The organism is Amycolatopsis sp. NPDC114484, assembly GCF_055633755.1.
The window spans coordinates 198,391-220,529 of the sequence record NZ_JBVKDQ010000004.1 but is presented as its reverse complement, the minus strand read 5'-3'; the positions used below and the strand labels follow the sequence as shown (position 1 = coordinate 220,529).

Sequence of the window (22,139 nt, the reverse complement as noted above, 5' to 3'; positions counted from 1 at the left end):
GGTAATCCAGTCGGGCGAACGGGCGAATCCGGACTGGTTTCGCCAGCGCACACCGTCTTTTCCCCGCTGCCGCACCGGTGTCTCGCGGGCGCGCGCGCCGCGCCCGCGAAAGTGGGTGCCGGGCCACGAAAACCGGCCGTCATCGGTGAACCGGTCGCGCGATCGGCTCCGATCAGTGTTGGTCTATGCAATCATGTCGCCCGGCAAGGACCCCGAATGCGAAGAACATGAGACGACTGTGCCGATAGTTCGTGTGGAGAAGCTGTACAAAGTGTTCGGCCGCCGGGCGGAAGAAGCGGTCGGCAAGCTGGAGAACGGCGCCGATCGCGCCGAATTGGAGCTGCCCGGCGTGACCGCGGCGGTGATCGACGCCTCCTTTACCGTGGAGCGCGGCGAGATTTTCGTGGTGATGGGGCTGTCCGGTTCGGGCAAGTCGACCCTGCTGCGCACGCTGAACGGATTGCTCCCGGCCACCTCCGGCCGGGTTCTGGTGGACGACATCGACCTCACCGAGAAGTCCGCGGCCGAGGTGCGCGAACTGCGCCAGCGGCGGATGAGCATGGTGTTCCAGCACTTCGCGCTGTTCCCGCACCGCACGGTCGCGGAGAACGTCGCCTACGGGCTGAGCGTGCAGAACGCGCCGCGCGAGCGGCAGCGCGAACGCACCGCCGAAGCGCTGGAGATGGTCGGCCTCACCGGATGGGAGGACCGGTTGCCCGGTCAGCTGTCCGGCGGGATGCGCCAGCGCGTCGGCCTCGCCCGCGCGCTGGCCGCGGACACCGAGATCCTGCTGATGGACGAGGCGTTCAGCGCGCTGGACCCGTTGATCCGCAAGGAGATGCAGGACCAGCTCCTGATCCTGCAGCGACAGCTGGGCAAGACGATCGTGTTCATCACGCACGATCTCAACGAGGCGATGCGCCTGGGCGACCGGATCGCGATGATGCGCGACGGCCGGATCGTGCAGGTCGCGACCGCGCAGGAGATGCTCACCGAACCGGCCGACGAATACGTCGCGAAGTTCGTGCGTGACGTCGACCGCAGCCGGGTGCTCACCGCGTCCGCCGTGATGACGCCCGCGGAAATCTCGTTCACCCCGGCCACAACGGCCGCCGGGGCGCTGGAAACGATGCGCCGGAACGAACTCGCCGGCGTGCTGGTGACCGAGGACGGCAAGTTCGCCGGCGCGGTCGACCGGCGCGCGGTGAGCGAAGCCGCGGACGAGGGCACGGAAACGATCTCCGGAATCGTCGACCGGTCCGCCGCGCGCACCGGCCCGGAAACGCAGATGGCCGACCTGTTCGGCCACGCCGCGTCCGCGCCCGCGCCGCTCGCGGTGGTCGACGCCGACGGCGCGCTGCTCGGCATGGTGACCCGCGAGGCGCTGCTGAACGCGCTGAGCACAGGAGAAAACGACGCACAGGAGGTGAACGCCCGTGTCTGACAACGTCCTCGTCGGCGACCTGCCGCAGATTCCCGTCGGCACCTGGTTCAAGGCGATCATCGACTGGTTGCAGGGCAACATCGGCCCGTTCTTCGATTTCGTCGACAAAATCGTCAACGGCGCGGTCACCGGGCTCGCCTCGGGGCTGACCTGGCTGCCGTGGCCGGTGCTGGTCGTGGTGTTCGCCGGGCTCGGCTGGTGGCTGCGCGGCTGGAAGTTCGGCCTCGGCTCGGCGATCGGGTTCGCGCTCATCGACAGCCTGCGCGAATTCCCGTCCGCGATGCAGACTCTTTCGCAGGTGCTGATTTCCGGCGTGGTCGCGGTGGCGATCGCGGTGCCGGTCGGGATCGCGGCCGCGCGCAACGAAACGGTGAGCCGGATCGTGAAGCCGATCCTGGACTTCATGCAGACGCTGCCCGCGTTCGTCTACCTGATCCCGGTCATTTTCTTCTTCTCGATCGGCCCGGTGCCGGGCGTGGTGGCGACCGTCGTGTTCTCGCTGCCGCCGGGCGTGCGGCTGACCGAACTGGGAATCCGCCAGGTCGACCCGGAAATGGTCGAGGCGGGCGAGGCGTTCGGCTCGCCGCCGCGGCGGATCCTGCGGGAGATCCAGATCCCGCTCGCGATGCCGTCGATCATGGCCGGCATCAACCAGATCATCATGCTGTCGCTGTCCATGGTCGTGATCTCCGGCATGGTCGGCGCGCCCGGGCTCGGCGCCGAGGTGTACGCCGCGGTCACGAGCCTGAAGCTGGACCTGGGTTTCCAGGCCGGTCTCGGCGTCGTCGTGCTGGCCATCTACCTCGACCGGCTCACCTCCTCGCTCGGGGCGCGCTCGGCGGTGGGCCGCGCCCTTCGCCGGGCCGACGCGGCCTGATCCACCTTCACCGCAAAGAGAAAGGACGAACGAGTGCGCACATCGAAACGCTTCGGCCGGATCCTCGCCCTTGGCGCCGCCGTGACGGCCCTGGTCGGCCTCACCGCGGCGTGCGGCGGCCGGGAGTCCCAGTCGGGCAACAGCCAGGAAGCCAAGAGCGTCACCATCGGCTACATCAACTGGGACGAGGACGTCGCTCTCACCAACCTGTACCAGGCGGTGCTGGAAGAAAAGGGCTACAAGGTCAAGACGCAGATGCTCGACGTCGGCCCGATCTACGCGGGCCTCGCGAAGGGCGACGTCGACCTGTTCCTCGACTCGTGGCTGCCCGCGACGCACAAGCAGTATTGGGACCAGTACCAGGACAAGCTCGAAGACCTCGGCGTCTGGTACGACAACGCGACCCTCAACCTCGCCGTGCCGGACTACGTGAGCGACGTCAACAGCATCGCCGACCTCAAGGACAAGGCGAGCATGTTCGGCGGCAAGATCACCGGCATCGAGGCGAGCGCGGGCGAGACCGGCATCGTGCAGAAGAACGCGATCCCGCAGTACGGCCTCGACGGCGCGCTGACCCTGCAGAACTCGTCGACCACCGCGATGCTGGCCGCGCTCGACAGTTCGATCAAGGCTAAGAAGCCGATCGTCGTGACGCTGTGGCACCCGCACTGGGCGTACTCGCGCTACCAGCTCAAGGATCTCAAGGACCCGAAGGGCGCCATGGGCAAGGGCGAGCAGATCCACGCGCTGGGCCGCAAGGGCTTCGAGAAGGACTTCCCGGCGCTCGCCGGCGTGGCCAAGAAGCTGAAGATGTCGGACGAGGACCTCGGTTCGCTCGAGGACGCGATCCAGAAGGCCCCGAAGGGCCAGGAAAAGACCGCCGCGAAGCAGTGGGCGGATCAGCACAAGCAGTTCGTGGACCAGGCTTTCGCCGGTCTCTGAGCAGGCGCCGGAACGACCCCGCCTCCCGTTCTCCGGGACGGCGGGGTCGTTTCTTTTTCAACCGCGCGGGGCAGTTGATGAGGCCGTCTTCCCCCTGATTCGTTGCCCAGCCCCGTTATCGAGCGGAATCCGCCGCGCGATACGGCACACTGGTCGCATGTCTCGCGCGCCGATTCCTGCCCGCACCGACGTACCCGACGACGTCGACGCGGTCACCGAAGCCGTGCTCACCGCTTCCCGCCTGCTCGTCGCCGTGTCCGCGCGGTCCATCGCCTCGACGGGCGATCTGATCACGGTGCCGCAATTCCGGCTGCTGGTGGTGCTGCATTCCCGCGGCCCGCTCAAACAGGCCGCGCTCGCCGAACATCTCAGCGTCACGCCCTCCACCGCGAGCCGGATGATCGACCGCCTGGTCGCGGTCGCGCTGGTCGCCCGGTTGGGCAACCCGTCGTCGCGGCGCGAGGTCGTCATCGAACTCACCCAGGAGGGCGACCGAATCGTCCGCGTCGTCACCCATCGGCGGCGGCGCGAAATCGCCGCCATCGTGGAGAAAATGCCCGAATCGGCCCGCCGCGGCCTGGTCGCCGCCCTGACCGCATTCGCCGAAGCCGGCGGCGAACCGCCAGCAGGAAACCCAGCCGACTCGGTCTGGGTCTAGATTTCCGCCGCCACCGTGCGAATCCCGTCGGTCACCTCTTTCGCCGACGGAGCCTCCTCCGGGTCGAGCAGCCACTGCACCATCAGCCCGATCACCAGCGCGCTCTGCACCGCCCCGCCGACCCCCTTGCGAGCCTCCCGCAGCCCCTGCACAAGATGCTCGCGCACGTCCGGCGACCGCTCCGCCCGCACAAGCGCCTCCAGTTGCGCGACCCACAACGCCCGATGCTCGCCGAAGCTGTCGATCATCCGCTTCAGCCCCTGCTCGGACAGGTCGAACGACGAATCCGCGACTTCTCCGCCGAGCTCGTCGACCGCCGCCACCAGCGCCTGCGTCAGCAACGCGTCCCGCGACCCGAAGTGATACCCGATCGCCGCGTGACTGACCCCCGCCGCGGCCGCGATGTCGCGCACCGTCGTGTTGCCCCAGCCCCGCTCGACCAAGCACCGCTTCGCCCCGGCCAGCAGATCCTCGCGATTGCCCATGGCGACAGCCTATCTTGCCCGTATGGTTTATCCAAAAGGTTTGACCAAATGGACAAATTCGCGCTACGTTTCCCCCATGACCTCCTTGAACGTCCTCATCTCCGGTGCGGGCGTAGCTGGCACGACACTCGCCGAATTCCTCACCCGCTCCGGCCACCGCGTGACGCTCGTCGAACGCGCCCCCACCCTCCGGCACACCGGCTACGCCGTGGATTTCCGCGGTGCCGCCTTCGATGTCCTGTCCGAGCTGGGCATCCTCGACGCAGTCCGCCGCCACGACACGAAAATGACCGGAACCGCCATCGTCGACCGCGACGGCACCCAGGTAGACCACCTCCCCGCCGAGGCTTTCGCTGGTGAGCTGGAGGTCCCGAAACACGTCCTGAACGAGCTGCTGTACGACCTGACTGTCGATCATGTCGAGTACCGCTTCGGCACCTCGATCACGTCGCTCGCGCAGACTGAGACCGCCGTGACCGCCGAACTCACCGATGGCTCAACAGAGACCTACGACCTCGTCTTCGGTGCCGACGGCGTGTACTCGAAAGTCCGCCAACTGGCCTTCGCCCCGCACTCTGCGGCGCTGCAACACCTAGGCCTCTCCGGCGCAGGCTTCACCATGCCCAACTTCCTGGGGCTGGACCACAGCGGACTCCTCCGCGCCGTCAACGACACTGCGGTCTACCTGTTCAACTCAGCGAATCCAGACCTTCTCACCGTGAGCCTGTCCTTCGGAACGCCTTCAGGAGCCCTGGACCGCCTCCCCCGAGCCGACCAGGAAACAGCGACGCGCGCCGCTTTCGCCGGTGACACCTGGCACACCCCACGTTTGCTGGAGGCGATGTCGACGGCCGCGGACTTCTACTTCAGCTCAAGCGCACAGGTGCATTTGGACACCTGGTCGACCGGCCGAATCGCCCTACTGGGAGACGCCGGATATTGCGCCGCGCCCACCGCGGGAATGGGCACCTCGCAGGCCCTGCTCGGCGCGCGCTCGCTGGCCCGTCACCTGGCGCGTTCGGATCGCCCGGAGGCTTTCGCTGAGTATGAGGCCGAACTCCGCCCGTATGTCACGGAAAACCAGGCCAACGGCCGCACCGCAGCAACCATGTTCGGCGGTGCACAGGAGGCTTGAGCTGGCCGGTCTTTGTCCTGCCCGCGGAGCGTGAATTTGGAGGTGCGGTGGCTGCTTGCTTTGTCGCGGGCCCGCCGCTCACCGGCTATCGCCCGCTGTCAGCTCTCGGCTTTTGCTGGCCCACAGGTCTTTTCGCCCGTTGCTCGCCCTCATTCTCGGCTTGCTGGCCCGCAGCTCTTTTCAACCGTTGCTCGCCCTCAGACCTCGCCCCTCGCAGACCCCGGCTCGTTTCGCCCGTTGCCCGCCCGCAGGCCCCATTCGACGCACTGGCCACAGCTCCCGATCCACGGCACTCGCGCCTTGCCGGCCCGCCGTCCCCGCCCTCCGGAACTCACAGCCCCTGCCCGCCCGCAGTTTCCCCTCACCGCATTGGCCGCAGTGTCTGTCGCGCAGATCTCGCTCACCCACTAACCGCAGCGCCGATCCCCAGCTCCCGCTCGCCCACGCGCCGCAGTCCCCTGCCCACAGCTCTCCAACTCACCTCGCTGGCCGCAGTCCCCGCCCACACCATCCAAGCTCTGGCTTGCCAGCCCAAAGATCCCTCAGCCCACCGCACAGCCACCGGCCTGCCGCAACCCAAGCGCAGCCCCTGCGGCCCTGCACACCCCCACCCACCGCAACCCCCGCGCGGCCCCAACCTCATCCCCCACCAGCCCCGGACTTCCCCTAAACGCAACAAAGCCCGGTTGATCAAAAGATCAACCGGGCTAGCTGTACCCCCGATGGGATTCGAACCCACGCTACCGGCGTGAGAGGCCGGCGTCCTAGGCCGCTAGACGACGGGGGCTTAGGAACTTCCCCGTTTCCGGGGCTTTTCTTGCGAGAGAGAACTTACCAGAAGCGATTTCGCACTTCCGAGAGGGGGTCCTCTCTGCAGCTGGGGTACCAGGACTCGAACCTAGACTAACTGGACCAGAACCAGTCGTGCTGCCAATTACACCATACCCCAGTGAGGTACTTTCCCGGTTGCCCAGGTCAGTGCCGCACGAGAAGAAATACTAGAACATCCCGCCGCGGACCGTCGCAGCGGGGGTCCCCGCCGCTCGCGGGGCGGGGACGCCGACCGTCGCGTACTCCGAAACCAGCAGCTCAGGAAGCTCATCGAGGCCCGTCACCGTGTGTACCCCCTCCGGCGCGCGCTCGCCGGTGCGACTGGTCCCGTCGCGATCGAGCCACACCGCGCCGAGCCCGGCGTCGAACGCGCCGATGGCGTCGGTGTCGAGCTTGTCCCCGACGTGCACCGTGCGCTCCGGCGGGCAGTCCAGCGCCAAGCACACCGAGTGGAACATCACCGGATCGGGTTTCGCGACCCCGACCTCGCCCGCAATCGCGACATGGTCGAAAAACGGCGCGAGCCCGAGTTCCGCGATTTTCTGCCGCTGATGAACCCCTGAGGCGTTCGTCACGGCGGCCAGCTGCAGCCCGGCCGCGCGCAGCCATTCAAGGCAGGGAAGAACATCATCGAACAACCGCCAAGACCGCGCCAAAATCTCCCGCCGGCGCGCCTCGAACGCGCTTACTTGCGCGGTGTCCCCGAAGATCCCCAACTCGGCGAGAAAACATTCAGTACGCCGGTGATGCATCACGTCGTAGCCGAGCTTCCCGGCGACCACGAGCGCGACGTGCTCCTCGGTGATCAAGTCCCACAACGGCCAGAGATCGTCGCGCCCCGTGAGCGCGTGCAAGGTGCGGCGGATCGCGGCGGTGCAATCGATCAACGTGTCATCGATGTCGAGGCAAACCAGGCTCAACTCAGGAGGTGCCCACGGTTCGCGGCCGGCAGCGGCCGGCGGGGCAGTACGAGCACGCGACAGAGCGGCCGGGGCGAAATCCACCCCGTGAGGCTAGGGCACTCGCCGCGTTCGCAACGCGGCCAAAAAGGTGATTACCCCGGAGCCGTTGCCGCTGACCGGCTCTACCGCCGGTGCACAAAGTGTCCGCCCGGTGACGTTCACCACCACCCCAGAGGGCCGAGCGGGTGAAAGACCCTTACTCCACACTCCCCCGAGAACTTACAAATTCCGAACGATCTCCTCAGCCCCTCGCGCCGGCCTTCCCTCGCGCTCCGGTCGAGAAACCCTGTCGCCCCAACCCTTTCCCGCCACAGAGCATGCCCCTGTGGACACCGCTGCCCCCAAAGCAACAACAACCACGCATAAGTTCCGCCACCGAGCTAACCGCCCGAAATCTTTTCCCGAGAAATATCGGTACTCCGCTCTTTCCGATCCGAACGGCAGCGTCCCCAGCACTCTCTCGAGATCCACATACGCGAACCACACACCATTACGCAAACTCCCCACATTCCGGCCCCGCGCGGCAACATCAACTCCTCTGCCGACACCAGCCAGTTCGCACTTCCCACCTCCGCGATCCCTCTCTGGCCAGCCGGACAACCCCTCCCCCACTCCCACCTCACGACTTCGCCGCCCACGCCCCGCCAACCGCCACACCCCAACCGCGCCGCCCCGCCACACCCGACCCGCCGCCACCGCCCCATAGAACTCCCAGCAGCAGTTCCGCCCTCGAAGCCTTCGCCAACCCCACCTCGACCACGGCACTCAAACGCACATCCCGGCCCCCACAGCCACGAGCACACCCCATCGGCCGACTTGACGCACCGTCCGCCCAGGTGCATCCTCGACTTATTCAACAGACGATGAATAAAAGGGAGCTGGGGAAGATGACCGAGCACACGGGGTGCGTCATCGTCGGCGGCGGACCGGCAGGAATGGTGGCGGGATTGCTCCTGGCCCGCGCAGGCATCGAGGTGGCCGTGCTGGAGAAGCACGCGGATTTCCTCCGCGATTTCCGCGGCGACACCGTCCATCCGTCCACCCTCGCGCTCCTGGACGAACTGGGCCTCGGCGAGAAGTTCGACGCACTGCCGCACACCAAGGTGACCACAGTCGGCCTCCCGACCCCCGACGGCGAGCCGCTGACCATCGCCGACATGTCGCTGCTGAAGGTCCCGCGCCCCTACGTCGCGATGGTCCCCCAATGGGATTTCCTCGACCTGCTCGCCGAGACCGCGCAGAAGGAACCGACCTTCACCCTGCGCCTGGAAACCGAGATGACCGGCCTCCTCCGCTCCGGCCGCCGGGTCACCGGCGTCCGCTACCGCACCGCCGACGGCACCGAAGGCGAGCTGACGGCAAACCTGGTCATCGCCGCCGACGGCCGCTGGTCGTTGGCCCGCCGCTCAGCCGGCCTCACCCCGCGCGAGTACTACACCCCGTTCGACGCCTGGTGGTTCCGCCTTTCCCGCAAGCCCGAAGAGCGGGAAGCCACGTTGATGCCGAGGATGGCCAAGCGCCACTTCGCGGTGCCGTTGCCGCGCAAGGGCTACTACCAGATCGCCTACCTCACGCCGAAGGGCAAAGACCTGAACGAGGCAGGCATCGAAAGCTTCCGCCGCGACGTCACCGAGGTCTGCCCGGAATTCGCCGACCGAGTGCACGAACTGAAGTCCATGGACGACGTCAAGTTCCTCAACGTCCGCCTCAACCGCCTGAACCGCTGGCACGTCGACGGCCTGCTCTGCATCGGCGACGCCGCCCACGCGATGTCGCCGGTAGGCGGCGTCGGAATCAACCTGGCGGTGCAAGACGCCGTCGCCGCCGCGAGGCTACTGGCCGACCCGCTCCTCCGCGGCAAGCCGACCGGGAAGGACCTCACCGCCGTCCGCCGACGTCGCCTCCTGCCGACCGTCGCCGTCCAGGGCCTGCAACGCCTTCTTCACCGCCGCGTGCTGGGCCCCGTGATGGCCGGCCGCGCCGACGGACCCCCGTCTCAATTGATCACGCTGCTCAAGCGCTTCCCGAAACTGTCCCGGGTCCCAGCATTCCTCATCGGCGTAGGCATCCGCCGCGAGTCCGCCCCAGCTTTCGCCCGCCGCCCAGCAGAACCGGCGCGCCGCTAACACAACAGCCGATTCGCCACCAAACGGCAACGCCTCTCGCCCGCGACGTACCGCCCGCCACCCACCGCAAGCATCCGCCGGTGGGCCATGGCCAACCACCGGCGACTCGTTTCGCCACCGCCCGGCAATAGCGACGCCGCCCACCCGGCGCAGACAACTCACGCCACCAAACGGCAACCACGAGTCGCTCCGCTCAGCATCGGACCTCCCTCGCCGCTGAACGGCAACGACTCCCACCGCTCGGCAGCCAAGCGTCACCCAGATGCCGTCGCCACCCATCGGCAACAGCACCGACCACCAGCCGAGCGAACGCCCGCCGCAGTTTCGCCGCTGGATGGCGGCAACGCGACGACTCGCCAACCAAGCATCAACGACGCTCTCGCCACCCACTGACAAGAGCATCTACTCACCGGCGGTAAGCACGAAGTCGCCATTCGCCGCTGAGCGACAACAGCGAGCCGACCGCTCACCACCCCAGGTGCCAGCCACCATTCGCCACTCGTCGGCGACAGCATCGACCGCTCACCAACGCGAGCACCAAGTCACCTCTCGCCGCTCAGAGGCAACAGCGCCCACTGCTCACCAACGCGAGCACCACTCACTTCTCGCCACTCAGCGGCAACAGCACCGACGGCCCACCAGCACGAGCATCGAGTCGACTCGCCACTCAGCGACGACAGCGCCAACCGCTCCCCAACCGGAGCTCCAGGCACCATTCGCCATTCAGCGGCAACGGCACGACCTGCCCGCCAATCCCGGCATCAGCCACCCGCTCACCACTCAGCAGCAACAGTCCGAGCCACCGCCCCGACCCTCCCCAACGGCCAGAAAACCAACCCCGACCAGGGATTCGCCACTAAACGGCAACGCCCGAAACCACCCGCTGAACCACTTTCGCCGCACAACGGCGACAGCCAGCTCAGAGGTCCTGCACCGGGTTCGTCAGGGTGCCGAGACCGTCGATCGTGATGGACACCGACTGTCCGTCGACGATCGGGCCGACTCCCTCCGGCGTGCCGGTGAGAATCACGTCGCCGGGGAGGAGTGTCATCACCCTCGACACGAACTCCACCAGCTCGGGCACCTTGTGCACGAGATCCGAAGTCCGGCCGTCCTGCTTCAGCTCGCCGTCGACCTCGCTGCGGAGCGCCAGATCGGACGGGTCGATCGACGTGTCGATCCACGGACCGAGCGGGCAGAAGGTGTCGAACCCCTTCGCCCGGCCCCACTGGCCGTCGGACTTCTGCAGGTCGCGCGCGCTCACGTCGTTCGCGACCGTGTAACCGAGGATCGCACTGGCCGCGCGGGCCGCGGGCACGTTCTTGACCGGCTGTCCGATGACGACCGCGAGCTCGCCCTCGAAGTCGACACGGCCGATATCCGACGGACGGCGGATCGGAGCATTCGGCCCGACCACTGTCGTGGACGGTTTGATGAACAGCATCGGCGCGGACGGCACCTCGTTGCCGAACTCCGCCGCGTGCTTCGCGTAGTTCCGGCCGACGGCGATCACCTTCGACGGCAGGATCGGCGCGAGCAGCCGGACGTCGGCCAGCGGCCAGCGCTTGCCGGTGAAGTTCGGCTGGCCGAACGGATGTTCCGCGATCTCCAGGACCTGGGCATCGTCGCCGTCCCCCTCGATCGAAGCGAACGCGACACCACTGGGATGAGCAATACGAGCTAGACGCACCACGCCAGTCTACGTATACCCACCGACTGTCGCGCACCCCGAGCGTGCGCGACAGTCCCCTTCGCTCGATTCCGCGCGGAGGGACCCTCGCACCAGCTAACCGGCCGTGACAGCACTGGCGCAAAAGGACCCTTCACACCAGCAAGAACGACGCTCGAACGACCGCTCCCCACAGCACCAACACGAACGGTCGCCAATGGACCCGACTGTGAGCCGTAATACCCACCACACGAAGGACATCAGGCGCAAACGTCCCAACACGACGCATCCGTAAGGCCCAGTTCACCCGCCCGCAGCAGCCACCCCCGGCTCAGCTACCGGTTGCTCCCGCCCCGACGCGACCGCCAGGCTCTTGTGGACCAGCGCATCACACAACGCCAGCCAGCTCGCCTCGACGATGTTGCCGTGCACGCCGACCGTCGTCCATTCGTGTTCGCCGTCACTAGTTTCGAGAAGCACCCGCGTGACGGCGTCGGTACCTGGGTTCGACGGCAGGATCCGTACCTTGTAATCAGCCAGCTCCATGCTGTCCAACCAGGACAGATACGGCGTCAACGCCTGGCGCAGCGCAGCGTCGAGGGCGTGCACCGGACCGTTCCCTTCCGCGGTCGCGATGACTCGCCCGCCCGCGACATGCACCTTCACCGTCGCTTCGGAAACAACTTCGCCGTCCGGGCGGTGGTCCAGCACCACCCGGTACGACTCAAGTTCGAACGGCGGCGGATCCGACTTCTCGCCGGAAACCTCCTCGACCTCGCGACGCAGCAACAACCCCAGCGAGGCGTCGGCCGCCTCGAACGACCAGCCTTCCGATTCGAGTGCCTTCACCTTCCGCACCGCGTTCGTGAGTGCGTCAGGCCGGCCGGCAAGGTCGACCCCGAGTTCACGTCCCTTGAGCTCGAGACTGGCCCTGCCGGCCATCTCCGTGACCAGTACCCGCATGTCATTGCCGACAGAAGACGGATCGATGTGGTTGTACAACAACGGATCCACCTTGATCGCGCTCGCGTGCAGCCCCGCCTTGTGGGCGAAAGCGGACGACCCGACGTAAGCCTGGTGGGTGTCGGGTGCGAGGTTGGCGATTTCGGCCAAGGCATGGGAGACGCGAGTGAGCTCGGCGGTGCCTCCGGTCGGGAGGACCTCCATTCCGAGCTTGGTCACGAGGTTTCCCGTTACGGCGAACAGATCGGCGTTGCCTGCCCGTTCCCCGTAGCCGTTCGCGGTGCACTGCACGTGCGTCGCGCCGGCCTGTACCGCGGCGACAGAGTTCGCCACGGCACAGGAAGTGTCATCCTGACAATGGATTCCGAGCCGGAATCCGGTCTTTTCCTTGATTTCGCCTACAGTTTCGGCAAGCCCAAGCGGGAGCTGTCCCCCGTTGGTGTCACACAGTACGAGAACGTCCGCACCAGCGTGCGCCGCAGCGTCGAGCACCCGCAGCGAGGTCTCGGGAGAGAAAGCATAGCCGTCGAAAAAGTGTTCTGCGTCAAGGAATACACGACGCCCTTCGCTGACAAGGAACGCGACAGTGTCGCGCACCATCGCACACGCCTCGTCTACGTCGACCCGCAGCGCCCGCTCGATGTGCCGAAGGTCCGATTTGGCCACCAAAGTGATGACCGGCGCCTCCGCATCCAGGAGCGCGCGGACCTGCGGATCTTTGCCGGCCGTCGTTCCCGCCTTGCGCGTGGATCCGAACGCGACGAGCGCGGCGTGCTTGAGCGGCAATTCTCCCTTTGCCGCACGGGAAAAGAACTCCGTGTCCTTCGGCAGCGCACCCGGCCAGCCACCCTCGATGAACCCGACACCCAGCTCGTCCAACAGCCGCGCCACGGCCAATTTGTCCGTGACGGAGTAGGTGATTCCTTCGCGCTGAGCACCGTCGCGCAAAGTGGTGTCGTAGAGGTGGAAGGCATCGCCGAGCGGCGTGCCGGCGGGTTCCGTGCGGGTCACGGTGTTCTCCTTGTGGCGGGGCAGAACCTGGTCCAGGCAACAAAAAAACCTCCCGCATGGGTGCGAGAGGTTGCGCGCCGGTAGCTCTTGTGGAGCGTCTATCCGGCGCGCAAGGCAATAATGATGGAGATGGCGGTCATGCCGGACATCATGCCACAGCTTCGCCCGGCTTCCAAGCACCGGGCGAAGCTTCCCACCTTTTGAGAGTCGTCAGCCGGGCAGATTCGCCAGGTAGCGGCCGAATTCTTCGACCGCGGCCGCATTTCGCGGCCCCTCCACCAAAGCCGCGTACGGCAACGCGAAGAAGCGTCCTTCCTTGACCGCCGGGATGTCGCGCAAGCCTGGGCGCGAGCGGAGGAAGTTCTCCTTGTCGGCCACGCTGCCGACCTCGCCGCCGTAGTCGTTGATGAGGATGACGTCCGGCGCGCGCTGGATCACGGCTTCCCAGCTGACACTCGTCCAGCTGTCGTTGAGGTCCGCGAAGATGTTGGCACCACCCGATTTGGTGATGATTTCGTCCGGACCCGCGTTGCGTCCGGAGGTGAATGGCTGGTCACGGCCATCGTCGTAGAGGAAAACCTTGGTCTTCGGGCGTCCGGCCGGCACCGCGTTCGTGACAGCGGCGACCCGTGCGCGGTACTCTTCGATCAAACGTTCTGCACGATCACTGATTCCGAACATTTTCCCCAGATTGCGCATATCTGTGTACAGCGCGTCGAGCGGCCGCATGATCCCCCGTTGCTTGCCATTGCCATTGCGGCACGCCTCGGTGAGCAAGTAGCTGGAGATGCCCAGCTTCCCGAGGGAATCCGGGGTGAACCCGGTTGCCTCCGAGAAGCCGTAGTTCCAGCCCGCGAACACGAGGTCCGCTCCCGCGCCCTGCACCACCTCGCGGTTGATCTTCTCCGCGAGCTTGGGCACCTTGGCGAAATCGGCTTTCCAGGGCGACGATGCCACCCCGCTGGACTGTCCTTTGTCGACCACGTAACCGGCCATCCGGTCGCCCAGGCCGAGCGCGAACATCAGCTCGGTGATGCCGATGTCATTCGTAACGACCCGAGAAGGAGGTTTGGACACGGTCAACGACGAACCGCAGTTGGTCACCGTCACGGGAAATCCGGCCGGGGACGCTCCACTGTCCCCTTCGGACACTTGAGCGCCGCATCCGGTGGCGACGAGGGCGACCGTCACGAGCAACGCGACTGTCCTACGCATGACTGTCCTCCTGGGACTCGAGCCGGTCGAACAACAACTGCGGACGCCCCGTAGCGGGATGCGGCACCACATGGCCGCGCACCCCGAACACGTCGGCGAGCAAAGCAGGCGTGAGCACCTCGGCAGGGGTTCCGCTCGCGACGAGGCGGCCGTGGTCGAGCACGTGCACCATGTCGCACATAGCCGCGGCCAGGTTCAAGTCGTGGAGCGCGGCCAGCACCGTCGGCCCGCTGGCGCGAGCGAGCGCCAGGACTTCGAGCTGATGCCGGATGTCGAGATGGTTGGTCGGCTCGTCGAGCACCAGGAGCCGCGGCTGCTGCGCGAGTGCGCGCGCGATCAGCACGCGTTGCCGTTCGCCGCCGGACAAGGTGAGCACGCCTCGGCCGGCCAGGTGGGCCAAGCCGACTTGATCCAGCGCGGCGGCGCACAACTGATGGTCGGCTGGGCTCATACGGTCGAGCAGTCCGTGATGCGGCATTCGGCCCATTGCCACCACTTCGGCGACGGTGAAGTCGAACTCCGCATGCGATTCCTGCGCTACGGCGGCGATCGCGCGTGCCCGCTTTCGCGGCGCCATGTCGGCCACCGGGTGACCATCGACGAGGACTGCTCCGGCTGACGGCTTGAGCACTTGGTAGACGGCGCGCAGAGTCGTCGACTTTCCGCTGCCGTTCGGACCGAGCAGTCCGACGAATTGGCCTTGCCGAGCTTCGAGGGTCACGTCGTCGACCAGCTTGCGGCCGGCCGCGGTCACGCTGACGCCATTGAGCGAGAGGTCCATTCACGCGCCTCCGAACACGTATGCGCGACGGCGCATCAAGAGCAGGAAGGCCGGTACCCCGACCGCCGCGGTAAGCACCCCGATCGGCAACTCCTCGGGTGCGGCGAGCACCCGCGCCGCGACGTCCACCCACACCAGGAAAACCGGACCAGCGAGCGGCGCGACCGCGAGCACCCGGCGATGATCAGCACCGACGACCAGCCGCACCAGATGCGGAAGGATCAGGCCGACAAATCCGATCGCTCCGCTTACTGCTACCAAAACCCCAGTCATCGCAGCACAAACGATGAACAGGAGGACCCGCAGCTTCCCGACGTCGATGCCGAGAGTCGTCGCCGCTTCGTCGCCCATGGCGAGTGCGTTGAGCCGGCCGGCCAGCGCCAGCAACAACAAAACCCCGCAGACCACGACGATCGCAGCGATCGGCAACGTGCCCCAATTCGCGCCGGCGAGACTGCCGAGAAGCCAGAACAGCGCCGACCGCGCAGCCTCGCCGTTCGGCGCTTGGAAGACGATCACCGTGGTGATCGCGAAAAACCCGTAGGACAACGTCGTTCCGGTGAGCACCAGACGCAACGGCGTGAGCCCTTGCCGCGTACGGGCGACGAGATAGACGATCAAGGTCGCGGCGAGCGCAGCCGCAAACGCCCCGACCGACAACGCGTAGATCCCGAGCGACGCGAAGACACCGAACAACGTCACAGCTGTCGCGCCGACGGATGCGCCAGAGGAAATCCCCAGCACATACGGCTCGGCGAGCGCGTTGCGCACCATGGCTTGAATCGCGACGCCGACCGTCGACAACCCAGCGCCGACGACCACCGCGAGCAGGACGCGAGGAAGCCGGAGGTCCCAGATGATCCGGTACTGCCCGACCTCGTCCGGACCGATCGTCCCGCCGAACAACCCAGCGCGGAGAAAGGCCCACGTGTGAGTGACCGGCACCGCCACCGTCCCGATCCCGACTGCGATGACAATCGACCCGAGCAATGCAACGCTGAGCCCGAGGAGCACCGGCGTCAACGGCCGTCGCCGCTGAACGGCCACGGCCCTGACCTGGGATTCGCCACTCAACGGCGACGCAACCCGCTGGGTCTCGGATTTGCCGGTCCGCGGCGAAACGGGTCCTTCGCGCACGGATTCGCCACTCAACGGCGAGACGATGTGAGCGCCGGAGCCAACCAGTTCGCGGCCAGCCGATTCGTCGGGCTGCGGCTTGTCGGGCTGCGGCTCGTCGATCGGTGGCTCGTCGATCGGTGGCTCGTCGATCGGTGGCTCGTCGATCGGTGGCTCGCTGCGACGGTGCACCGGATTGCCGCCAGATGGCGAATCCCCTGCCGCCGCATCGCACGGTCGGCTTAGGTCGGGCGTGCCGTCATTGCCGCTAGACGGCGAAGCTACTGAACCGCTTTCACCGTTCAGCGGCGAAACGTTTGGTGCACCGTCACCGGACGAACCCGAACCATCCAGAGCACCGTCGCCGCCCAACGACGAAACGCCCGACGCGCCGCCGCCAACGGAACGAGAACCCGCGAACGCACCGTCGCCGTCACACGGCGAACCATCTGCGCCGCCATCACTTGAACGCGAACCATCCGATGCGCCATCGCCACGAGGCGGCGAAACGTCTGGAACACCGTCGCCGTCAGATGGCGAACGGCCAGAACCAGCCTCTCCGCCAAAGGGCGAAGGACCCGACCCACCAGAACAAGCCGCCGGGGAACCATCACCAGACGGCACCGAAGTACTCTCGCCACTCAACGGCGAAAGCGAGCCACCCCCGCGAACCGCTGGCGGATCTCCATCGGCGACAGGCGGCGAAACCCCACCAGAACCGCCGTCGCCAAAACTTGGCGAATCCACGGCTCCGCCAACCACGGATCCAGGACAAGCAGACCGTTCTTCAGACGAAGACGAAGACGCAGACACCACCGGCGACGACCCAATCGAAACATTGGGCCCGCAAAAGACGGCAGCCGCCAACGGCGGGAGTGTCGTCTCCCGCAGACCACGACGGGAGGGGACGAGGTTCGAGGAACCTCCGCCGGTATCGGGCTCGCCTTCGGCTCCTGAGAATAGGAGCCGAAGGCCTACCGTTGCGGGTCAGCGCCGGATTTCGACCGGCTTCCGCGGCGGGGTCCGAAAAAGCTCAGGCGGTCAGCCGACCTGACGGACGTTCGAGGAGACCAGCGCCGCGAGGCGGTCGCCGATGGCCTGGGTCGCGCCCGGCGACGACTGGTCGCGCGTGGCGAGATCGAACGCTACCGAAGCCTCGATGCGCCGCGCCGCTTCCTTGTGGCCGAGGTGGTCCAGCATGAGTGACACCGACAGCACCGCGGCGGTCGGGTCGGCGAGACCCTGGCCGGCGATGTCCGGCGCGCTGCCGTGCACCGGCTCGAACATGCTCGGGTTCCGGCGCGTGATGTCGAGGTTCCCGCTGGCCGCGAGGCCGATGCCGCCGGTCACCGCGGCCGCGAGGTCGGTGATGATGTCGCCGAAGAGGTTGTCGGTGACGATGACGTCGAACCGCGACGGGTCGGTGACCAGGTGGATCGTGGCGGCGTCCACGTGCGAATACGCGACGGTGACGTCCGGGTGCTCCAGCGAAACCTCTTCGACGATCCGCGACCACAACGAACCGGCGTGCTCCAGCACGTTGGTCTTGTGGACGAGCGTGAGGTGCTTGCGCGGACGCTCTTCGGCGCGGTTGAACGCGTCCGCGACCACGCGCCGCACGCCGAAGGCCGTGTTGACGCTGACCTCGGTGGCGATCTCGTGCTCGGTGTCCTTGCGCAGCAGACCGCCGTTGCCCGCGTACGGGCCTTCGGTGCCTTCGCGCACCACGACCATGTCGACGTCCCCGGCGTCGGCCAGCGGGCCGCGCACCCCGGGGTACAGCCGCGCCGGGCGCAGGTTCACGTGGTGGTCGAGTTCGAACCGCAGCCGCAGCAGCAGACCGCGCTCGAGGATGCCGCTGGGCACAGTCGGGTCGCCGACCGCACCGAGCAGAATCGCGTCGTGCTGGCGCAATTCGCCGAGCACCGACTCCGGGAGCAGCTCCCCGGTGGCGTGCCACCGCGAGGCGCCGAGGTCGTAGTTCGTGATCTCCGCCGCCGGTGCTACCTCACCGAGCACCTTGAGCGCCTCGGAGACCACCTCGGGCCCGATCCCGTCCCCTGGGATCACCGCGAGCCGCATCCACACACCTCCGTAGCCCAGGCCACCGGGCGCACCGATGGCCCATTCGCACAAAAACGCCAGCAGCGGAAGGTTACCGGCCGTAGACAAGGTGCCGTAGCCGCACCACCCTTATGCCGCATCCTCCCACAGGGTGAGACACCCGTTCGGGCGAACGGAAACGGGGGCTTGCCCAGGCCGGACAGCCTGGACAAGCCCCCGCGTCTCGCGATGCGGCCGCTTCCGCAGCTCACCTCAGGTTCCCCTTAAAGGGTGAACCAGGTCAGCCGCGCGGGAGCTCCGATTCGATCCGCACGACCGAGGCGCGCTGCCCGGTCGCGTTGTGGTGCTCGATCGCCAGCAGGCCCTTCGCCTTGTCCCCGGCGATGGCGGCCTTGTCGCGGTTGACCACCAGAGCCGTGCCCGGCTTGGCGACGTAGCCCAGCGCCGCGTCGCCGCCGCCCTGGACCGAGTACGCCGGCGCGAGCGCGTCGAACGACAGCGGAGTGCTGACCTGGTCGATCAACCCGTTCGTGGTACCCGGCGCGACGTAGTACCCGCTGGTGCCGACCGTGTAGCTGATCCGGTGCGACGCCTCCTTCGGGTCGATGCCGAGCGCGGCGATGCTGACCGGCAGCACCATCACGTTCGAGTCGAACACGTTGGTGTCGACGTCGCCGAGCTGCCCGTTGATCGCCTGCAGGTCCACCGACGGGTTGCCCGGCTTGGTCAGCGACACCGTGTTGACGAGCAGCACGTCCGACCCCGTCGCCTTCGTCACGAAGGTTTCGAAGTCCGGCTTGCCGTCGCCGTTGGTGTCGATGTCCACGAACGGCACCGTGTTGCTGCCGAGGTTCGCGAAATCGCTCCAGGTCGTGATCCCGAACGCCAGCGTCGCGTTCTCCGGCTCCCCCTGCGCCTTGGCGAGCGGGGCCGTCGACGCCGCGCCGATGTAGCGCAGGTCGCCGCCCTTCGCGGTGCGGTTGAGGGTGCAGTCGGACGTGACGTGCGAGTCGCATTCCGGCAGCTGCGGCGATTCGGCCTGCAGTTCGAGCACGCTGATCAGCGAGCGGTACCGCTGGGAACCGCTGCCCTGGTCGATGCCCTTGCCGCCGAGGTTCAGCACGGCCTGGTCGGCGCTCGCGCCGAAGCGCACGCCGCCCGGGGTGGTGATCGCCGAAACCGGCTTCGGCGACGAGTACACGGCTACCCGCAGCGGAACGGTCGCGCCGTTCTTCGGGGTGAACGCGATCCGGCCCGAGGCGTCGGCCACGAACTGACGGGCGAGCCCGGCCTGCGAAGCCGCCATGGTCGGGTCGAGAACCTTGCGCAGCGCCTTCGGGTCGGTGATCTTCAGCGTCACCTTGACCGTCGCGACCCCGCGCGGGTTCAGCTTCACCGAGCTCTTGTCCACTGTGTACTCAACACCAGGCAGGTTGTTGACCGCCTCGTAGCCCACCGAGTACTCGGCCGCCTTGACGCCCTTGTTGACCACCTTGATCGTCTTGCTCAAAGTGACCGGACCGGCCGCCTCGACGGTGCCGAACGTGACGCTGACCGCGCCCGGGTCGTCCTGCACGTACGCGAGAACCTGGTTGTCCAGCGCGGCTTTCGCATCGATCCGGCCGGCACCGACGCGCTGCGGACCGTAGGTGTGGCCGGCTCCGTCGGTGATGTCGTGCACCGCGGTGCCCACGACGTCGGCCTTGACCTCTTCGACGCTCCAGTCCGGATGCGCCTGGCGGACCAGCGCCGTGATGCCCGACGTGTGCGGCGCGGCCATCGACGTGCCCGAGATGACCAGACGCTCGTTGCCGCTGCCGCGGAACGCCGACGTGATCGTGTCGCCAGGAGCGGCGACGTCCGGCTTCACCGACGGACCGCGTCCGCCACGAGAGGTGAACGAGCTGGGAGTGTCCACGATGGACTGGTCGTAGGTCTGCAGCGTCGTCCGTCCGGCACCGTAGAGCCGCACGGTGAGCGTGCCCGCGGTCAAGCCCGCCCGCGCGGCCTGGGTGGCCTTGCCGGTGAGCTGGAACATCGGAACCGCAGCGTTGCCCGCGATACCGGCGCCGAAGTGCTCCACAGTGGACGAAAGCAGCACGCCCTTGGCACCCGCGGCCTGCGCGTTGTTGGCCCGCGCGGCGGAACCGCACGGCCGGGTGGCGTCGTTGTCGTCCCACTCCAGCCACGCGATCTTGCCCGCGACCTTTGCCTTGTCCTCAGCCGAATAGGCGGCGCAACCGGCGTTGTTGCCGGTCGAAATCGGCACCACCGGTGCGGTGAGGTCGAGGGTGTCGTAGCCGGTGTACTCCTGGCTGTACTGGCCCGGCTGCTGTCCGGCGGTCGGCGTCTTGACCTCGATCGCGTCCCGCAGTTCGCCCGCGTCGCGGCTGCTGGCCACGGTGAGCGCTTCCGGCGTGTTGCCCGGCGAACCGGCGATGTCGTTGATGTCGCCGCCGTTGCCCGCCGAGATCACCGGCAGCACGTTGTTCTGCGCGAGCTTGCGCACGAACAGCGAGTCCGGGTCGTCCGGCGCGCCGAAGTCGCTGCCCAGCGACAGGTTCACGACGTCGAGGTGGTCGGTGAAGTCGCCGTCGCCGTCCGGGTCGAGCGCCCAGTCCAGCGCCTGCGAGGTGACGTTCGTGGAACCCTTGCAGCCGAACACCTTGATCGCGTACAGCAAAGACTTCGGCGCGGTGCCCGGCCCGATCCGCATGGCGTCGAGCGTCTTCTTGTTCAGCTTCTTGTAATCGCCGGTGAACGTGCTGCCGTCGGCATTCACGCCGAAGCCGCCGATCGTGCCCGCGACGTGCGTGCCGTGCTCGCCGCACGCGATCGGGTTGGGGTCCGGTTTCGGCGTCGGCGATCCGGTCTTGCCCGCCGAGTCGTAGTCGTCGCCGACGAGGTCGGTGCCGCCGAACACCTTGGCGCTCGGGAACAACGGCGACGGCTTCGCCCGGTCGACCGCTTTGTACGCCTCGGGCGTGCCGGGGCCGCCGAAGTCGGCGTGGGTGTAGTCGATGCCGTCGTCGATCACGCCGACGCGGATGTTGTCGCCGAACTTGCCGGTTTTCTGCCAGCTGGCAAGAGTGTTGGTGAGCTGTTCGGCGCTGGCGTTGGTGCGGTTCTTCGGCACGACCGTGCGCACCGAGACGACGTCCGGCCGCTCCGCGAGCTCGCGGATCTTGGCCGCGTCGGCGGTGACGACCGCGCCGGGCACCGCGTTGGCCGTCTGCGTGACCAGCTTCGTGCCCGCGTCCGCGGACCGCAGCTGTCCGACGACGGAGCTGACCGCCGCGGCGACGTCGGCCTTAGCCGCCTTCGCCGCTTGCTTGGCCTTCTCCTTGCCCTTGCCCTGCTCCTCCTTGAACGCGTCCACCGCGGGTTTCTTGGCCAGCTCGACGAACGCGGTGATCTGCCCCTGCGCCGCGCTCAGCCGGGGCGAAAGCTTGCCCTGGACCTTGCTCGCGTCGACCTTCGCCGGAGCGACCGGCTCGGCCAGCGGCGCGCTCTGCGCGGACGCCGCGGGCACGGCGACGGCCGCCGCCAGCACCACCGCGGAACCCACGACCACCGAGCGGGCAGCCCACCCGGGCAACCGGGTTCTGCTCATTTGAGTAACCCCTTCTCGAGGCCCGGATCACGAACCTGCCCGCGCTCCCCACTCGTACCCCCGACGGTGAGCACCGGCGCCGCACCGTGCTCTCACGGCGCGTGGTTCAGCCTCGCGGCAAGAACCTAGCTGTCCGAAACCCCTACTTTCGTGCGGAAAAAGGTCCGTTACCCGAATGTTGCCGCTCCGGGTGAACGACGAAACGGCCCCTCTCCCGGAGTCCGGGAAAGGGGCCGTCGCGCGGAAA

At 67.3% G+C, this 22,139-nt stretch carries 15 protein-coding genes, 2 tRNA genes and 1 riboswitch; of the genes, 6 read left to right on the top strand and 11 right to left on the bottom strand.

Annotation, left to right across the window (positions count from 1 at the left end; genetic code table 11):
• Positions 1 to 175: 175 nt before the first annotated feature.
• From ACZ7SW_RS13435 to ACZ7SW_RS13420, 4 genes are all read left to right on the top strand, one after another.
• Positions 176 to 1,444 carry a quaternary amine ABC transporter ATP-binding protein gene (locus ACZ7SW_RS13435; protein ID WP_470230673.1) on the top strand — a complete coding sequence of 423 codons (1,269 nt, stop codon included), beginning with the start codon at positions 176 to 178 and terminating at the stop codon, positions 1,442 to 1,444.
• Entirely contained in the window at positions 1,437 to 2,321 is an 885-nt protein-coding gene (locus ACZ7SW_RS13430) for an ABC transporter permease (RefSeq protein WP_470230672.1), read from the top strand. The genes ACZ7SW_RS13435 and ACZ7SW_RS13430 overlap by 8 nt, the downstream gene beginning before the upstream one ends.
• 33 nt (positions 2,322 to 2,354) lie before the next feature.
• Positions 2,355 to 3,263 (top strand): glycine betaine ABC transporter substrate-binding protein, encoded by a 909-nt coding sequence (locus ACZ7SW_RS13425; RefSeq protein WP_470230671.1) that lies wholly within the window; start codon positions 2,355 to 2,357, stop codon positions 3,261 to 3,263.
• A 157-nt stretch (positions 3,264 to 3,420) separates the two neighbouring features.
• Positions 3,421 to 3,921, top strand: a complete 501-nt coding sequence (locus tag ACZ7SW_RS13420; RefSeq protein WP_470230670.1) for a MarR family winged helix-turn-helix transcriptional regulator — start codon at positions 3,421 to 3,423, stop codon at positions 3,919 to 3,921.
• Here ACZ7SW_RS13420 and ACZ7SW_RS13415 read toward each other — a convergent pair.
• The gene (locus ACZ7SW_RS13415) at positions 3,918 to 4,406 is read right to left on the bottom strand and encodes a TetR family transcriptional regulator (RefSeq protein WP_470230669.1); all 489 of its coding nucleotides are present in this window, start codon (positions 4,404 to 4,406) and stop codon (positions 3,918 to 3,920) included. The two genes, ACZ7SW_RS13420 and ACZ7SW_RS13415, sit on opposite strands and share 4 nt — an antisense overlap.
• Between ACZ7SW_RS13415 and ACZ7SW_RS13410 the strand changes: the two genes are divergently transcribed.
• Entirely contained in the window at positions 4,405 to 5,541 is a 1,137-nt protein-coding gene (locus ACZ7SW_RS13410) for an FAD-dependent monooxygenase (RefSeq protein ID WP_470230668.1), read from the top strand. The two genes, ACZ7SW_RS13415 and ACZ7SW_RS13410, sit on opposite strands and share 2 nt — an antisense overlap.
• Before the next feature lie 714 nt (positions 5,542 to 6,255).
• On the opposite strand, the gene ACZ7SW_RS13405 is transcribed toward ACZ7SW_RS13410, so the two are convergent.
• From ACZ7SW_RS13405 to ACZ7SW_RS13395, 3 genes are all read right to left on the bottom strand, one after another.
• Positions 6,256 to 6,328, bottom strand: a tRNA-Glu gene (locus ACZ7SW_RS13405).
• Between the two features lie 90 nt (positions 6,329 to 6,418).
• A tRNA-Gln gene (locus ACZ7SW_RS13400) sits at positions 6,419 to 6,490 on the bottom strand.
• Between the two features lie 49 nt (positions 6,491 to 6,539).
• On the bottom strand, positions 6,540 to 7,376 hold the full coding sequence (locus ACZ7SW_RS13395) for an HAD family hydrolase (protein ID WP_470230667.1): 837 nt from the start codon (positions 7,374 to 7,376) through the stop codon (positions 6,540 to 6,542).
• A gap of 845 nt (positions 7,377 to 8,221) precedes the next feature.
• On the opposite strand from ACZ7SW_RS13395, the gene ACZ7SW_RS13390 reads away from it, so the two are divergent.
• On the top strand, positions 8,222 to 9,460 hold the full coding sequence (locus ACZ7SW_RS13390; RefSeq protein ID WP_470230666.1) for an FAD-dependent oxidoreductase: 1,239 nt from the start codon (positions 8,222 to 8,224) through the stop codon (positions 9,458 to 9,460).
• A 919-nt stretch (positions 9,461 to 10,379) separates the two neighbouring features.
• Here ACZ7SW_RS13390 and ACZ7SW_RS13385 read toward each other — a convergent pair.
• The 7 genes from ACZ7SW_RS13385 to ACZ7SW_RS13355 all read right to left on the bottom strand — a co-directional run bounded on the left by ACZ7SW_RS13385 (position 10,380) and on the right by ACZ7SW_RS13355 (position 21,892).
• A complete protein-coding gene (locus ACZ7SW_RS13385; RefSeq protein WP_470230665.1) occupies positions 10,380 to 11,150 on the bottom strand; it encodes a fumarylacetoacetate hydrolase family protein in 771 nt (256 codons plus the stop codon).
• Between the two features lie 282 nt (positions 11,151 to 11,432).
• Positions 11,433 to 13,103 (bottom strand): citramalate synthase, encoded by a 1,671-nt coding sequence (gene cimA / locus ACZ7SW_RS13380; RefSeq protein WP_470230951.1) that lies wholly within the window; start codon positions 13,101 to 13,103, stop codon positions 11,433 to 11,435.
• 210 nt (positions 13,104 to 13,313) lie between these two features.
• Positions 13,314 to 14,318 (bottom strand): ABC transporter substrate-binding protein, encoded by a 1,005-nt coding sequence (locus tag ACZ7SW_RS13375; protein ID WP_470230664.1) that lies wholly within the window; start codon positions 14,316 to 14,318, stop codon positions 13,314 to 13,316.
• Positions 14,311 to 15,099 (bottom strand): ABC transporter ATP-binding protein, encoded by a 789-nt coding sequence (locus ACZ7SW_RS13370; RefSeq protein ID WP_470230663.1) that lies wholly within the window; start codon positions 15,097 to 15,099, stop codon positions 14,311 to 14,313. The genes ACZ7SW_RS13375 and ACZ7SW_RS13370 overlap by 8 nt, the downstream gene beginning before the upstream one ends.
• The gene (locus ACZ7SW_RS13365) at positions 15,100 to 16,146 is read right to left on the bottom strand and encodes a FecCD family ABC transporter permease (RefSeq protein WP_470230662.1); all 1,047 of its coding nucleotides are present in this window, start codon (positions 16,144 to 16,146) and stop codon (positions 15,100 to 15,102) included.
• A gap of 978 nt (positions 16,147 to 17,124) precedes the next feature.
• A riboswitch (cobalamin riboswitch) is annotated at positions 17,125 to 17,289 on the bottom strand.
• The gene (locus tag ACZ7SW_RS13360; RefSeq protein ID WP_470230661.1) at positions 17,257 to 18,297 is read right to left on the bottom strand and encodes a 3-isopropylmalate dehydrogenase; all 1,041 of its coding nucleotides are present in this window, start codon (positions 18,295 to 18,297) and stop codon (positions 17,257 to 17,259) included. (Overlaps the previous riboswitch by 33 nt.)
• Before the next feature lie 262 nt (positions 18,298 to 18,559).
• The gene (locus tag ACZ7SW_RS13355) at positions 18,560 to 21,892 is read right to left on the bottom strand and encodes a S8 family peptidase (protein WP_470230660.1); all 3,333 of its coding nucleotides are present in this window, start codon (positions 21,890 to 21,892) and stop codon (positions 18,560 to 18,562) included.
• Between the last annotated feature and the right edge of the window lie 247 nt (positions 21,893 to 22,139).

What these genes read in the sequence shown, in the direction of transcription:
- ACZ7SW_RS13415 (WP_470230669.1), bottom strand. Translation starts at nt 4,406, where the DNA reads ATGGGCAATCGCGAGGATCTGCTGGCCGGGGCGAAGCGGTGCTTGGTC.
- ACZ7SW_RS13355 (WP_470230660.1), bottom strand. Translation starts at nt 21,892, where the DNA reads ATGAGCAGAACCCGGTTGCCCGGGTGGGCTGCCCGCTCGGTGGTCGTG.
- ACZ7SW_RS13370 (WP_470230663.1), bottom strand. Translation starts at nt 15,099, where the DNA reads ATGGACCTCTCGCTCAATGGCGTCAGCGTGACCGCGGCCGGCCGCAAG.
- ACZ7SW_RS13410 (WP_470230668.1), top strand. Translation starts at nt 4,405, where the DNA reads ATGGCGACAGCCTATCTTGCCCGTATGGTTTATCCAAAAGGTTTGACC.
- ACZ7SW_RS13375 (WP_470230664.1), bottom strand. Translation starts at nt 14,318, where the DNA reads ATGCGTAGGACAGTCGCGTTGCTCGTGACGGTCGCCCTCGTCGCCACC.
- ACZ7SW_RS13360 (WP_470230661.1), bottom strand. Translation starts at nt 18,297, where the DNA reads ATGCGGCTCGCGGTGATCCCAGGGGACGGGATCGGGCCCGAGGTGGTC.
- ACZ7SW_RS13390 (WP_470230666.1), top strand. Translation starts at nt 8,222, where the DNA reads ATGACCGAGCACACGGGGTGCGTCATCGTCGGCGGCGGACCGGCAGGA.
- ACZ7SW_RS13420 (WP_470230670.1), top strand. Translation starts at nt 3,421, where the DNA reads ATGTCTCGCGCGCCGATTCCTGCCCGCACCGACGTACCCGACGACGTC.